General features: G+C 70.3%; 14 protein-coding genes. 11 read left to right on the top strand and 3 right to left on the bottom strand.

Going from position 1 to position 12,533, the window contains the following annotated elements; all coding sequences use genetic code 11:
• Both OZN99_RS14820 and OZN99_RS14815 read left to right on the top strand, forming a co-directional pair.
• The coding region (locus tag OZN99_RS14820; RefSeq protein WP_270936019.1) for a (2Fe-2S)-binding protein at positions 1–439 on the top strand (439 nt) is incomplete at its 5' end.
• The gene (locus OZN99_RS14815) at positions 436–1,599 is read left to right on the top strand and encodes an NAD(P)/FAD-dependent oxidoreductase (RefSeq protein ID WP_270936018.1); all 1,164 of its coding nucleotides are present in this window, start codon (positions 436–438) and stop codon (positions 1,597–1,599) included. The genes OZN99_RS14820 and OZN99_RS14815, both read left to right, overlap by 4 nt.
• Here the strand turns inward: OZN99_RS14815 and OZN99_RS14810 are convergent, their stop codons facing one another.
• Positions 1,600–2,439, bottom strand: a complete 840-nt coding sequence (locus OZN99_RS14810) for an IclR family transcriptional regulator domain-containing protein (RefSeq protein ID WP_270936017.1) — start codon at positions 2,437–2,439, stop codon at positions 1,600–1,602. It abuts the gene before it with no gap.
• 181 nt (positions 2,440–2,620) lie between these two features.
• On the opposite strand from OZN99_RS14810, the gene OZN99_RS14805 reads away from it, so the two are divergent.
• The 7 genes from OZN99_RS14805 to OZN99_RS14775 are packed head-to-tail and all read left to right on the top strand — an operon-like array spanning position 2,621 to position 9,335.
• Positions 2,621–3,946, top strand: coding sequence for an ABC transporter substrate-binding protein (locus OZN99_RS14805; RefSeq protein ID WP_270936016.1), 1,326 nt, complete (start codon positions 2,621–2,623; stop codon positions 3,944–3,946).
• Between the two features lie 25 nt (positions 3,947–3,971).
• Positions 3,972–4,937, top strand: a complete 966-nt coding sequence (locus OZN99_RS14800; protein ID WP_270936015.1) for a carbohydrate ABC transporter permease — start codon at positions 3,972–3,974, stop codon at positions 4,935–4,937.
• Positions 4,934–5,764, top strand: a complete 831-nt coding sequence (locus OZN99_RS14795; protein ID WP_270936014.1) for a carbohydrate ABC transporter permease — start codon at positions 4,934–4,936, stop codon at positions 5,762–5,764. Before OZN99_RS14800 ends, OZN99_RS14795 begins: the two co-directional genes overlap by 4 nt.
• Positions 5,761–6,873, top strand: coding sequence for an ABC transporter ATP-binding protein (locus OZN99_RS14790; protein WP_270936013.1), 1,113 nt, complete (start codon positions 5,761–5,763; stop codon positions 6,871–6,873). Before OZN99_RS14795 ends, OZN99_RS14790 begins: the two co-directional genes overlap by 4 nt.
• A 50-nt stretch (positions 6,874–6,923) precedes the next feature.
• On the top strand, positions 6,924–7,829 hold the full coding sequence (locus OZN99_RS14785; protein WP_270936012.1) for a dihydrodipicolinate synthase family protein: 906 nt from the start codon (positions 6,924–6,926) through the stop codon (positions 7,827–7,829).
• 1 nt (position 7,830) lies between these two features.
• Positions 7,831–8,613 carry an SDR family oxidoreductase gene (locus OZN99_RS14780; RefSeq protein WP_270936011.1) on the top strand — a complete coding sequence of 261 codons (783 nt, stop codon included), beginning with the start codon at positions 7,831–7,833 and terminating at the stop codon, positions 8,611–8,613.
• A complete protein-coding gene (locus OZN99_RS14775; protein ID WP_270936010.1) occupies positions 8,613–9,335 on the top strand; it encodes an SDR family oxidoreductase in 723 nt (240 codons plus the stop codon). Before OZN99_RS14780 ends, OZN99_RS14775 begins: the two co-directional genes overlap by 1 nt.
• Before the next feature lie 11 nt (positions 9,336–9,346).
• Here OZN99_RS14775 and OZN99_RS14770 read toward each other — a convergent pair whose 3' ends face one another.
• Complete coding sequence (locus OZN99_RS14770; protein ID WP_270936009.1) at positions 9,347–10,498, bottom strand: NAD(P)/FAD-dependent oxidoreductase; 1,152 nt, start codon at positions 10,496–10,498, stop codon at positions 9,347–9,349.
• A gap of 28 nt (positions 10,499–10,526) precedes the next feature.
• Between OZN99_RS14770 and OZN99_RS14765 the strand changes: the two genes are divergently transcribed.
• Together OZN99_RS14765 and OZN99_RS14760 are read left to right on the top strand one after the other, a co-directional pair.
• Entirely contained in the window at positions 10,527–11,375 is an 849-nt protein-coding gene (locus OZN99_RS14765) for a sugar phosphate isomerase/epimerase family protein (protein ID WP_270936008.1), read from the top strand.
• Positions 11,376–11,387: 12 nt separating this feature from the next.
• Positions 11,388–12,332 carry a dihydrodipicolinate synthase family protein gene (locus OZN99_RS14760; protein ID WP_270936007.1) on the top strand — a complete coding sequence of 315 codons (945 nt, stop codon included), beginning with the start codon at positions 11,388–11,390 and terminating at the stop codon, positions 12,330–12,332.
• Positions 12,333–12,335: 3 nt separating this feature from the next.
• Here the strand turns inward: OZN99_RS14760 and OZN99_RS14755 are convergent.
• Positions 12,336–12,533 (bottom strand): SDR family oxidoreductase (locus tag OZN99_RS14755; RefSeq protein ID WP_270936005.1); only part of this gene is annotated, 198 nt, incomplete at its 5' end.

The following is a 12,533-nucleotide window of genomic DNA, read 5'->3' as shown; positions in this document are numbered from 1 at the left end:
CGTCATCGCCGCCGTCGCCGCCGCGCAGCGCCTTGGCCGCGCGGTGCCGCCGGAGATGCAGGCCGAATCGCGCGCCGCGCGCGACCGGCTGGCGCGGCACCGCCGCTTCCAGGCGGCGCTGTGGCACGTCTTCGCAGCACCCCGCCCCGGCCTGTCGCTGGCGCAGCACGACACTGTCGTCTGCCGCTGCGAGGAGGTAACGAAGGGCGAGATCGACGCGGCGCTGGCCGATGGCGGACCCACGCTGGGTGAGCTGAAGCGGCGCACGCGCTGCGGCATGGGCCGCTGCCAGGGCCGCTATTGTGCGCCGCTGCTGGCGGATTACCTGGCCGAGACGCACGGCCGCCCGCTCGACAACCTGGCCCTTTTCGCGCCACGCGCCCCGGTGAAGCCGATCGCCATCGCCGACATCGTCGCGCTGGGCGAACGTGCCGAATGAGTCCGCCGCGTGACGTCGCCGTCGCCGTCGTCGGCGGCGGCATCGTCGGGCTCTGCGCCGCGCTGGAGCTGGCGCGCGACGGGGCGGAGGTGCTGGTGCTGGACGACGCCGCGCGCCTCGGCGGCACCACCGCCAACGCCGGCAGCCTGCACGTGCAGATGCAGAGCCGCTTCATCCGCATGTATCCGGAGCAGGTGGCCGGGCTGGAGCGCTCTCTGCCGTTCTATGTCGCCGCCGCGCGCCGCTGGGCCGATCTGGAGCGCGAGCTCGGGACCAGCTTCGAGCTGAAGGCCTCCGGCGGCCTGATGGTGGCCGAGACACCCGAATCCTACGAGTTCCTTGCCCGGAAATGCGAGCGCGAGCGGCAGCTCGGGCTGACGGTGGAGATGCTCGGCCGCACAGAGCTGGCGCGCATTGCGCCGTATCTCGGCGAGGCGGTGATCGGCGCCGAGTTCTGCGCCGAGGAGGGGAAGCTCAACCCGCTGCTGGCCAACCAGGCCGTGCGGCGCGCGCTGCTCGCGGCCGGCGGGGCGTTGCTGCCCGAAGCGCGGGTGGAGCGCATCGAGCAGGATGGCGGCGCCTGGCGGTTGCACGGCGGCTTCGACGCGATCCGCGCCGGCCGCGTGCTGCTGGCGGCCGGTGCGGGCACCGGCGCGCTGCTCGCGCCGCTTGGCCTGCACGTGCCGACCGTGGCGGAGCCGCTGCACATGAACGTGACGGAAGCCGCGGCGCCGCTGATCCACCACCTCGTGCAGCACGCCGAGCGGATGATCACGCTGAAGCAGCTCTCGGCCGGCCAGGTGGTGATCGGCGGCGGCTGGCCGGCGCGCCTCGACGGTCCGCAGCGTCACCCGACGGTGGAGGCGTCCAGCCTGCTCGGCAACCTGCGCCTAGCCAGCCACATCGTGCCGCGGCTGGCACGGCTGCGGCTGATCCGCAGCTGGGCCGGCGTGAACACCACTGTGGACGGGCAATGCGTGCTGGGCGCGGCGCCGGGTCTGCCCGGCCTGTTCCTCGCCGTGCCGGGCGACGCCGGCTACACGCTCGGCCCGCTCGTCGGCGGCCTGGCCGCCGACGCGCTGCAGGGACGGCGCGACCTGGCTTTCGACATCTCGCCCTTCTCGGCCGCGCGCTTCGGGCGCGCGCCGGTGTCCGCGTAGCTACTCGATCGCCGCCTGGATTCGTGCCGCGGCGTCCAGCAGCTCGCCCAGGAATTGCGTGCGCAATTCCTCCAGCGAGACGCGGGAGGTCGGGCCGCAGACATTGATCGCGCCCACCGTCACGCCGCCCCGCCCGCGTAGCGGTACCGACAGGGAGCGCAGGCCGAGCTCCAGCTCCTCGTCCACGATGGCCCAGCCCTGCACGCGCGCCTGGTCCACCGCGCCCAGCAGCGCGGCCTTCGCCGTCACGGTCTTCGGCGTCCGCGCCTCCAGCTTCGCACTGGCCAGCAGCCGCTCGGCCGCGTTGGGCGTCAGCCCGGCCAGCAGCACGCGCCCGACCGAGGTGCAATAGGCCGGCGTGCGGCTGCCGACGCGCAGGTCCACGTTGATCAGGTGCCGCGCGCTCGGGATGTGCAGGACGTAGAGCACGTCGTGGCCGTCCAGCACCGCCCCGTAGCAGGATTCGCCCAGCCGGTCGGACAGCGCCGCCAGCACCGGCCGCGCGATGTCCCACACCGAAGACGCCGCCATCACCGCATGGCCCAGCTCCAGCAGGCGCGGCGTCAGCGCGAAGCGCTTGCCGTCGGTCTCGGCGTAGCCGGCATGCACCAGCGTCAGCAGGAAGCGCCGCGCGCTGGCCCGCGTCAGCCCGGTGGCCTCTGCCACCTCGGTCAGCGTCATGCGCGGACGTTCGCGGCGGAACGCCTTGAGCACCTCGAACAGCCGCAGGACGGAATGGACCAGCTCGCGGTCCGGCCGCGTGGCGCCGTCCTCCTCCTCGGTGACGGGCAGCTCCTCCGCCTCGATCGCGCCGCGCAGCAGCACATCGTCATCCACCATGGGTCGTCCGTCCTCCGTGCCCGATCCTGTCCCGTGTTCGCTGCGCGAACAAGAGGCCGTGCAGAGTGCGCCCAGCGGATGCCCCCTTGCCCGGATCGGGGCGATCCTGTTCACTCCGCGAAATCCTGTTCGCAGAGCAGCCCGGTTCGCGCAGGCGTGACCGGCACGGGGGAGAGAAGGAATGTCCGACCGCATCATGACGGGAGTGGGCCGCCGCGCCGTGCTGGGCGGCACCATGGCCCTGGGGCTCGGTGCGCCGATGGTCGCGCGGGCGCAGGCGCCGGTGCAGCTGCGCTGGTGGTCGCCGCAGACCGCGCCCGCGCAGCGCGAGGCCTACATGTTCCAGATCCGCACCTTCGAGGAGGCGAACCCCGGCGTGCGCGTCGCCTTCGAGGCGACGAGCGACGAGGGCTACCCAGCGCAGATGGCGGCCGCCTTCGCCTCCGGCCAGGTGCCCTCCGTCGTGACTCACCTGCCCTCCTTCGCGCTGGCGACCTACTGGCAGAACGGCCTGCTGGAGCCGATGAACGACGTGATCAACGCCGTCGGCCCGCAGAACTACTACGACGGCGCCAACCGCATCTACGAGATCACGCAGGGCCAGTACTGCGGCACCGGCATCGGCAACTCGGCTGCCAACATGATGTGGCTGCGCCGCGACCTGATGCAGGCCGCCGGCGTGACGGACGTGCCGCGCACCTGGGACCAGTTGCGCGATGCCTGCCGGCGCATGCAGCGCGGCGGCGTGTTCGGCGCGCCGCTGCCCTATGGCCGCAACTCCATGACCAGTCTGATCTTCATCTGCTTCGTCCACGGCGCCGGCGGGTCGATCTTCACGCCGGACCTGCAGGTGAACGTGGAGAACGACGCGTTCCGCAACGCGCTCGAATTCTACAAGTCCATGCGGGAACTCTGCCCGCCCGGCGCCACCGGCTACTCCTGGGGCGACAGCCTGACCGCCTTCGTCTCCGGCGCCACCGCGACCGGCATCTACACCGGCCGCGTGCTGGCCAATGTCGCGGCGCAGAACCCGCGCATCGCCGACCACATCAGCTGCCATCGCTACCCGACGATCTCGGCACAGGTGCCACACTGGACCTTCAACGACTTCCCCTCCGTCATGATTCCGCGCCAGGCGCAGAACATGGCGGTGGTGAAGCGCTTCGCCGCCCACCTGTTCCGGCCGGACGGCTACATCCGCCAGCTGCACGCCGCGCCGGGCCATGTGCTGCCGGTGCTGAAGACGATCAGCGCGATGCCGCAGTACCAGGAGAACGCGCTGATCAACAAGTATCGCGCGGCCGTGGACCTGATGAGCGAGAGCGCGGCCGCAGGCCACAATCTGGGCTGGGAGACAACGCGCCATCGGCCCAACGTGCATGCCGGCCGCATCATCGCCAGCCATGTCCTGTCGGAGGCGGTGCAGCGCTACGTCATCAACAACGAGCCGATGACGCAGGTGGTCTCCGTCACCGCGACCCGCCTTGCCGAGCTGATGCGCGCCTGACAGCGGGGAGGGGAGCCGCGGGAGCATGTCGTCGAGCAGCCTGCCCGCTGCCCCGTCCCACCCGTCCAGGCGGGCGGCCACCGCCGCGGACCGCGCCGCGGTGAACCCGCTGGACCGCGGCTATGCGCTGCTCGGCGTGCTGCTGATCGCGCCGACGGTGCTGATCTTCTGCGCCGTGATCATCTACCCGCTGGTCTCCGCGCTGTATCTCAGCCTGTTCTCCATCTTCACGCCGACGCTGGCCGGCAGCTTCGTGGGCCTCCGCAACTATGCCGAGCTGGCGGGATCGCCGGAGTTCTGGCGCAGCCTGCTGAACAACCTGATCTGGACGGTGCTGACGCTGACCCTGCAGGTGGTGCTCGGCGTGCTGGCGGCGCTGATGCTGAACCAGGCCATCCTGTTCCGCAGCCTGGCACGCAGCCTGATCCTGTTCCCCTACTTTGTCTCCACCGTCGTCGCCGTGCTGGTGTGGCGCTGGCTGTTCAACGACCTCTACGGCATCCTGAACCACACGATGATGTGGGCCGGCATTCTGGACATGCCGCTGGACTGGCTCGGCGCCATGCCGAACGCCATGGTCAGCGTGGTGCTGGTCGGCGCCTGGAAATACTTCCCCTTCGTCGTCATTGCCGTGCTCGCCCGCCTGCAGACCATCCCCGAGCAGCTCTACGAGGCGGCGACCATCGACGGCGCCGGCGCCTGGGGCCGCTTCTGGGACGTGACGCTGCCGCAGCTGCGCGACGTGCTGGTGGTGGTGATCCTGCTGCGCGCCATCTGGGACTTCAAGGAGTTCGACCTGATCTACCTGCTGACGGGCGGCGGCCCGATCATCGGCACCCAGACCCTGCCGCTGATGGTCTACAAGGAAGCCTTCGGCATGAACGAGATGGGCCGCGCCTCCGCCGTCGCCGTCGCGATGATGCTGGTGATGCTGGTCTTCATGCTGGTCTATTTCCGGGTGCTGAAGGCGCGCGGGGAGGAACCGCGGTGAAGCGGATCGCCGGCCGGATCGCCTTCAACCTGTTCGCCTGGCTGGTGGTGTTCGTCACCGCCTTCCCGCTGGTGTGGATGGTCATCACCTCGGTCAAGCCGCAGTTCGAGCTGTTCCGCATCCCGCCCACCTTCTGGCCGGAGCAGATCACCTTCGAGCACTACGCGCGCCTGCTGTGGGAAACGCCGTTCCTGCTCTACATGCGGAACTCGCTGATCCTGTCCACCGCGACCACCGTGGTCGTCGTGGCGGTCGCCACCCTCGGCGCGCACAGCCTGGTGCGCTTCCGCTATCCCGGGCGGGAGAAGCTGGCGCAGCTGGTGCTGTTCACCTACCTGCTGCCCTCGGTCGTGCTGATCCTGCCGCTGTACCTGATGATGGTCTGGCTGGGCGTGGCGAACTCCCTGCTCAGCCTGGTCATCGCCTACACCACCTTCGCGCTGCCCTATGCGCTGTGGCTGCTGCGCAGCTTCATGCAGGGCATCCCGGACGACCTGGAGAACGCCGCGCTGGTGGATGGCGCGACGCGCATGGGCGCCTTCTTCGACGTGATCCTGCCGCAGGCGCTGCCCGGCATCATCAGCACCTCGCTCTTCACCTTCATCCTGTCCTGGAACGAATACCTCTACGCGCTGGTCCTGGTGAACACCGACGCCGCGCGCCCGCTGACCACCGGCGTGATGAACATGCTGATCAGCGCCTTCAACATCGAATGGTCCCTGCTGATGGCCGCTTCCGTCATGATGAGCATCCCGCTCATCATCATCTTCGCCTTCCTGCAGAAGTTCCTGACGCGCGGCTTCGGCGCCGGCGGGGTGAAGGGATGAGCGACGCGCGCAGCGCCGATGGCGAGGTCCGCTTCGAGAAGGTCCGGAAGGCCTTCGGCACCAATGTCGTGGTCCGCGAGCTGGACCTCGCAATCCGCGGCGGCGAGTTCGTCTCCCTGCTCGGCCCCTCGGGCTGCGGCAAGACGACCACGCTGCGCATGCTGGCCGGGCTGGAGTTCCCGACCTCCGGCAGCATCTCCATCGGTGGCCGCGTGGTGAACGAGGTCGCCCCGGGCGCGCGCGACGTCGCCATGGTGTTCCAGTCCTACGCGCTCTATCCGCACATGACCGTGGCGGAGAACATCGCCTATCCGCTGAGGAAGCGCGGCGTGCCGAAGCCGGAGCGGGAGCAGCGCGTGCAGCGCGCCGCGGAAAGCCTGCACCTGACGGAGCTGCTGTCCCGCAAGCCGCGCCAGCTCTCGGGCGGCCAGCAGCAGCGCGTCGCGCTCGGCCGCGCCCTGGTGCGAGACCCCCGCGTCTTCCTGCTGGATGAGCCGCTTTCCAATCTCGACGCCAAGCTGCGCGCCCATATGCGCGCCGAGTTGATCGAGCTGCACGCCCGCATCCGCCGCACCTTCATCTACGTCACGCACGACCAGCTCGAGGCGATGACGATGTCGGACCGCATCGCGGTGATGCATGAGGGCGTGCTGCAGCAGTTCGGCACCCCGGCCGAGGTCTACAACCGCCCCGCCAATCTCTTCGTCGCCGGCTTCATCGGCGCGCCGACCATGAACCTGCTGCACGGCCAGGCTGCCGAAGGCGCGTTCCACCACCCGGCGCTAGGCCTGCCTTTCGCCGGCGGCAGCCCGCCCGCTTCCGGCCAGCGCCTGGTGCTGGGCCTGCGACCGGAAGACGTGGTGCTGGGCACCGGCCCCTTCGCCGCGCGCATCCGCCTGGTGGAGCCGCATGGCCACGAGCAGATCGTCCAACTCGACATCGAGGGCGGCGACACGCTCACGATCCGCGCCGACGCCGCGCTGCCGCTGGCCGCCGGTGAGGCACTGCGCTGGGGCCTGCGCACCGCGCGCCTGCACCTGTTCAACGCCGAAAGCGGCGGCCGCATCGACGCGGCCTTCACCGCGCCGGCGGAAGCCGCCGCCGCCTGAGACTGCTGCCAGGAACCGGGGCCCAGGGACTACGGAAGGACACACGGCACATGGACCGCAACAGCGTGGACTGGTCGGGCCCGATGCCCGCCGTCACCACCCCCTTCGACAAGGACGGTCGCGTCGATCGCCCCGGCTTCAAGGCGAACATCGCGCGGCTGATCGACGAAGGCGCCACCGGCGTCGTCGCCTGCGGCTGCACCGGCGAGTTCTGGAGCCTGTCGCTGGAGGAGCGGAAGGCGCTCTATGCCGATGCCGTCGCCGGCGCGGCCGGCCGCGGCACGGTGATCGTCGGCACGGGCTGCGTCGGCGCGGCCGACACGATCGAGCTGGCGAAGGCCGCGAAGGCCGCCGGCGCGCAGGGCATCCTGGTGCTGCCGCCCTATTTCGTGAAGCTGACGGATGACGAGATCTTCGCGCATTTCGCCGCCGTCTCCGCCGCCTCGCCGCTGCCGATCGTCGCCTACAACATCCCGGGCAATGCGGTGAACGCGATCTCGCCCGCCCTGGCGTCGCGCTTGGCCGACCTCGACAAGGTGGTGGCGATCAAGGAGAGCAGCGGAGACTGGAACAACTTCTACGCCACGCTGCTGGCCGTGAAGGACCGCATCCGTGTTTTCTGCGGCCCGTCGAGCGTGTTCGGCGTGCCGGCGATTCACGCCGGCGCCGACGGCACGGTGGACTGTTTCCCGAATGTCTGGCGCGGCACGACGGAGCTCTGGTACGCCGCGCGCGACCCGGCCCGCCACGCGGAGGCGGAGGTGTTGCAGGCCACGTCGCGCCGGCTCACCGACCTCTTCGTCACCGGCGGGCGCACGCTCTATCCCGCCACCAAGGCGGCGATGGATCATCTCGGCTTCCCCGGCGGCGGCGTCCCGCGCCCGCCGCTGCAGCCGCTTGAGGGCGAGCCGCTCGAAGGCCTCAAGCGCGGCCTGCGCGAACTCGGGATCGCCTGAGATGGACCTCGGCATCCGCGGCCGCCACGCCATCGTCTGCGCCGCCAGCAAGGGCCTCGGCCGGGCCTGCGCCGAAAGCCTGGCGCGCGAGGGCTGCGACCTCACCATCATGGCGCGCACCACCGGCCCGCTGGAGGAAGCGGCCGAGGCGATCCGCCGTGCGCATGGTGTGCGCGTCACCACCGTGGTCGGCGACGTCAACAGCGACGCCGGGCACGATGCGCTGCTGGCGGCCTGCCCCGCGCCCGACATCCTGGTCACCAGCCCCGGCACGCGCCAGGTGCCCGGCGACTTCCGCGGCTGGGACCGCGCCGAGTGGCAGCGCTGGTGGAACGAGCATTTCTACACGGCGGTCGAACTGATCCGCCGCACGGCCCCCGGCATGTGCGAGCGGAAGTTCGGTCGCATCGTCAACATCAGCGTGTCGTTCATCAAGTTCCCACAGGTCGGCTTCGCGCACAGCCATTCCGCGCGCGCCGGCCTCGCGGCGGCGATCGCCTCCATGGCGCGGGAGCTCATCCCGCACAACGTCACGGTCAACAGCGTCTGCCCCGGCCTGTTCGACACCGAGGCTCTGCGCGTGAACCTGCACGGCCATGCGAAGCGCGGGAACACCACCTACGAGGCCATCGTGCAGGATCGGCTCAAGACCTGCCCCGCCGGCCGCTTCGCCGACCCGATGGAGTGCGGCGACCTTGTCGCCTATCTCTGCAGCGCGCAGGCCGGCTTCATGACGGCGCAGAACATCGTCAACGACGGCGGCGTGTACCAGGGCCTGTTCTGATGGAGGCACTGCTGCCCGCTGCCGGCCGTGTCGTGGCGATCTCCGGCGCCGGGCGTGGCCTCGGCGCGGCGATCGCGCGGCGGCTGCATGCGGAAGGTTTCGCCCTGGCCTGCGGCGTGCGGGATCCCGCGCGAAGGCTCGCGCTGGACGGCGGCGCGCGCGTGACCTGGCACCGATACGACGCGACGCAGCCCGACAGCGCCGCAGCCTGGATAGAGGGCGCCGTCGCGGCGCATGGCCGGCTGGATGCGCTGGTGAACAATGCCGGCATCCTCAAGCGATTCACGCTGGAGGAGGAGGACGAGTCCGCGCTGGACGAGATGTGGGCCGTCAACGTCAAGGGTCCGCTGCGCGCGATCCGCGCCGCCATGCCGCATCTGCGCGCCGCCAGGCACGGGCGGCTGGTCAATGTCGCCTCCACCGACGGCAAGCGCATCCGCGATCCCTCCGCGCCGGTCGGCTACGCCATGTCGAAGCACGCGCTGATGGCGCTGACCCATGCCGCGCGCTTCGCGGGTCATGCCGATGGCGTGCGCGTCACCGCGCTCTGCCCAGGTGCGATCGAGACCGACCTGATCGCCGGCCTGCCCGGTGCAACGCCCGGCCCTGGCCGCCTGAAGCCGGAGACGGTGGCGGAGATCGTCTGCCTGCTGCTGCGCCTGCCGGACCAGGCGCATGTCGCCGAGCTCGTTGTCAACACGCGCCTGGAGGCGATGCTGTGATTGCCGCGAGCTCACGCGCCCGGCGCGAAGCCCGCGATCTCCGGATCGTCGGCGGCTCGGCGGCCCAGCGCCAGCTCCGCGACCAGCCGCGCGACATGCGGCCCGGCGGTGAAGCCCATCCAGGGAAAGAAGCAGAGGAACACGCCCGGTTCACCCGGCAGTTCGCCCAGGATCGGGCGCCAGTCCTGCGTGCCGTTGACGATGGCGGCCCAGCTGCGCACCACGCGCAGGCGCGCCACCGCCGGCACCACCTCGATGGCCAGCCGCAGGTTGGCGACCAGCGAGTCCTCGCTCACCACCGGCAGCCCCGTAACCGGATGCAGCCGCCCCGGCCAACCGCCGCCGATGATCACGCTGCCCTGCGCGGTCTGCTTCAGCGACAGCCGGTCCGCCGCGGAGTAGACGAGGTGCGGCACCAGCGGCTCGGCGCGTTCCGTGACAGTCACCTGGATCGGATGAGCCTCGATCGGCAGGTCGAGGCCGAGCCAGGCCGCGACCTCGCCCGCTGCGGCGCCGGCGCAGTTCACGACGCGCTGCGCGCGAATCGTCCCAGCGCTTGTCGCAACCAGCCAGGCCGCGCCGTCGTGCGTCATCCCCGTCACGCGGCAGCCCCGGCGGATGCGCGCGCCGTGGCGCTGGGCGGCGCGCGCGAAGGCGAAGGTCGCCATCAGCGGGTTGGCCTTGCCCTCGATCGGGCAGCATGTCCCGCCCACCGTCTCCGGCGCGAGATACGGCGCGAGCGAGAGCATCTCCGCACGGTCCAGCAGCCGCACGTCGAGGCCCATGGCGCGCTCGATCGCGGACTTCCGCCGCAGCATCTCGAGCTCGGCCGGCCGGCGCGCGACCATGATCCCGCCCTTCGCCGTCACCTCGAGTTCCGGCGCGCCGAGCTCGCCGGGCAGTTCCATCCAGCGCGCGATGCCGCCCATCATCAGCCGCAGCGTCGGCGCGAATCGGTGCGCCCAGCCTTCGCCCTGGTTCAGGAAGGGCTCGACCGGGATCTGCGCATGGAAGCTGCCGGAATTGTTGCCGGAGGCGGCGGCGTTCAGCTCGCCCTGCTCCAGCACGACGACGTCGGCGCCGCCATCGCGTGCCAGATGGTAGGCCACCGCGCAGCCGGCGAGGCCGCCGCCGATGACAACGAAGTCCGCGTGCTCTCGCACGACCTTATCCGCAGAGGAGTCACCCGCCATGGCTGAACTTCGCGTCGCCGCCTCGACCTTCCCGTTCCTCTATTCGCATTCCGGCGCCGGTGCGCTCAAGCACCTGGCGTCGCAGGGCTACACGAACTTCGAGCTGATGATCTTCCCGCCGCATCTCTGGCCGTTCTCCATGACGCCGGGCGAGAAGAGCGAGCTGAAGGCCTGGCTCGACGGCAACGGCTATCGCATCACCAGCTTCTGCTACCCGCTGCTCGACAACAACCCGAACAGCACCTGCCCGATCATGCGGCGCTACACGCTGGACCGCTACAAGGAAGCGATCGACCTGGCGGACTACCTGAACTGTCCCTTCGTCTGCGCTATCCCCGGTCCGGTGAACTCGCTGATCAACCCGCCCGTGCCCTGGATGCGCGACTGGTTCGTGCAGGGCATGAAGGAGCTGGTGGCGCATGCCAAGGGCAGCCGCACCGAGATCATCCTGGAGAACGTCCCCTTCACCTTCCTGCCCACCGCGAAGGACATGCTGGACGTCGCCAACGACATCGACCCGTCGGTCGGCATCAACTTCGACGTCTGCAACAGCGCCTACATCAAGGAGGACCCGGCCGCGGCCATCCGCATGCTCGGCAAGCGCGTGAAGAACGTGCACATCAGCGACAGCGGCTACGAGGTGTTCAAGCACGACCGCCTCGGCACTGGCATCGTCCAGCCCGGCCCCTCCGGCGCGGCGCTGAAGGAGATCGGCTACGATGGCCTGACGGTGCTGGAGATCATCACCGATGCCTGCCAGCCTGGCACCGACCCGGACGGCGACCTGGCCGCCAGCCACGACATCCTGGCCGCGAACGGCTGGGAGAAGCGCCCGTCCAAGCGCTGAGGAGGAAGTCCCATGGCCAAGCAGTTCCGCGGCTGCCACACCGTCACCGTCACCCCGTTCACCGAGGACGGCAGTGCCCTCGACGTTCCCGCGCTGAAGCGCTTCCTGGACTGGCAGCATGCCTGCGGCGTGCCCGGCGTCATCATCCTCGGCACAACCGGCGAGTTCCTGACGGTGTCCGATGCCGAGCGCGAGCAGTATGTGGCGGAAACCGTCGCGCATTGCCGCGGGAAGATGACGGTGATGGTCGGCGCCACCAACGCCCACACGCCCACCGCGGTGCGCTACGCGAAGATGGCGGAGCGCCTGGGGGCCGACGGGCTGATGATCGCGCCGCCCTACTACTACACCGTCACCGAGGACGAGATCTTCGCCTACTACGCCGCGATCAGCGAAGCCGTCTCCATCCCCATCATGCTCTACAACAACCCCTTCACGACGCATGTGGACATCAAGCCGCACCTGGTCGCGAAGCTGACGAAGCAGCTGCCGAACATCCGCTACATCAAGGAAGCCAGCATGGATGTCGGCCGCGTCTTCGACATCGTGGAGGCGACGGAAGGCGTGATGAACGTCTTCGCGGGCGAACGCGTCGTCGAATCCTTCAAGCTCGGCGCCGTCGGCTACGTGGACCCCTACGGCAACTACGCCCCGCGCGCCTCCACCGCCCTGTTCCCGCTGCTGGAGGCCGGCCGCGTGAAGGAGGCGACGGCGATCCAGCACGTGCTGGACGAGATGACCAACATCATCAAGGAAGGCCACCCGCTCTACGGCCACCAGTGCTACTCCAAGGCGCTTGCCGCCGCGGCGGGCTATCCGGTGGGCGACGTGCGGCCGCCCATCACCACCTTCCGCTCCCTGGGTGAGGAGGGGCGGCAGAAGGTGAAGGTGCTGCACGCGCTGATGCAGAAGCTGGACCGGATGATGGACGAGTACGGAGCGGCGAAGGCGGCCTAGCCATCAGGCAAGCCCGCCATCCACCCGCAGCAGTCGCCCGCTGACGGCGGAGGACAGGTCGCTCGCCAGGAACAGCGCGGCCTTGGCGACCTCCTCCTCCGTCGCCGCGCGGCCGAGCGGCGTCTCCGCGTCGTTCGCCGCCAGCGCCTGCTCCGGGGCGGGGCCGATCCCCGCCGCGGCGCGCGCGGCGACCCGGGCGCG

Source organism: Falsiroseomonas oryzae, from assembly GCF_027856955.1.
Classification (GTDB): Bacteria; Pseudomonadota; Alphaproteobacteria; order Acetobacterales; family Acetobacteraceae; genus Falsiroseomonas; species Falsiroseomonas oryzae.
The sequence above is the reverse complement of the archived record's forward strand: the minus strand, read 5'-3'. Positions and strand labels throughout refer to the sequence as shown.

Excerpts from the sequence above, each read along its gene's own strand:
- OZN99_RS14815 (WP_270936018.1), top strand. The coding sequence starts at position 436 with ATGAGTCCGCCGCGTGACGTCGCCGTCGCCGTCGTCGGCGGCGGCATC.
- OZN99_RS14810 (WP_270936017.1), bottom strand. The coding sequence starts at position 2,439 with ATGGTGGATGACGATGTGCTGCTGCGCGGCGCGATCGAGGCGGAGGAG.
- OZN99_RS14805 (WP_270936016.1), top strand. The coding sequence starts at position 2,621 with ATGTCCGACCGCATCATGACGGGAGTGGGCCGCCGCGCCGTGCTGGGC.
- OZN99_RS14800 (WP_270936015.1), top strand. The coding sequence starts at position 3,972 with ATGTCGTCGAGCAGCCTGCCCGCTGCCCCGTCCCACCCGTCCAGGCGG.
- OZN99_RS14790 (WP_270936013.1), top strand. The coding sequence starts at position 5,761 with ATGAGCGACGCGCGCAGCGCCGATGGCGAGGTCCGCTTCGAGAAGGTC.
- OZN99_RS14785 (WP_270936012.1), top strand. The coding sequence starts at position 6,924 with ATGGACCGCAACAGCGTGGACTGGTCGGGCCCGATGCCCGCCGTCACC.
- OZN99_RS14780 (WP_270936011.1), top strand. The coding sequence starts at position 7,831 with ATGGACCTCGGCATCCGCGGCCGCCACGCCATCGTCTGCGCCGCCAGC.
- OZN99_RS14775 (WP_270936010.1), top strand. The coding sequence starts at position 8,613 with ATGGAGGCACTGCTGCCCGCTGCCGGCCGTGTCGTGGCGATCTCCGGC.
- OZN99_RS14765 (WP_270936008.1), top strand. The coding sequence starts at position 10,527 with ATGGCTGAACTTCGCGTCGCCGCCTCGACCTTCCCGTTCCTCTATTCG.
- OZN99_RS14760 (WP_270936007.1), top strand. The coding sequence starts at position 11,388 with ATGGCCAAGCAGTTCCGCGGCTGCCACACCGTCACCGTCACCCCGTTC.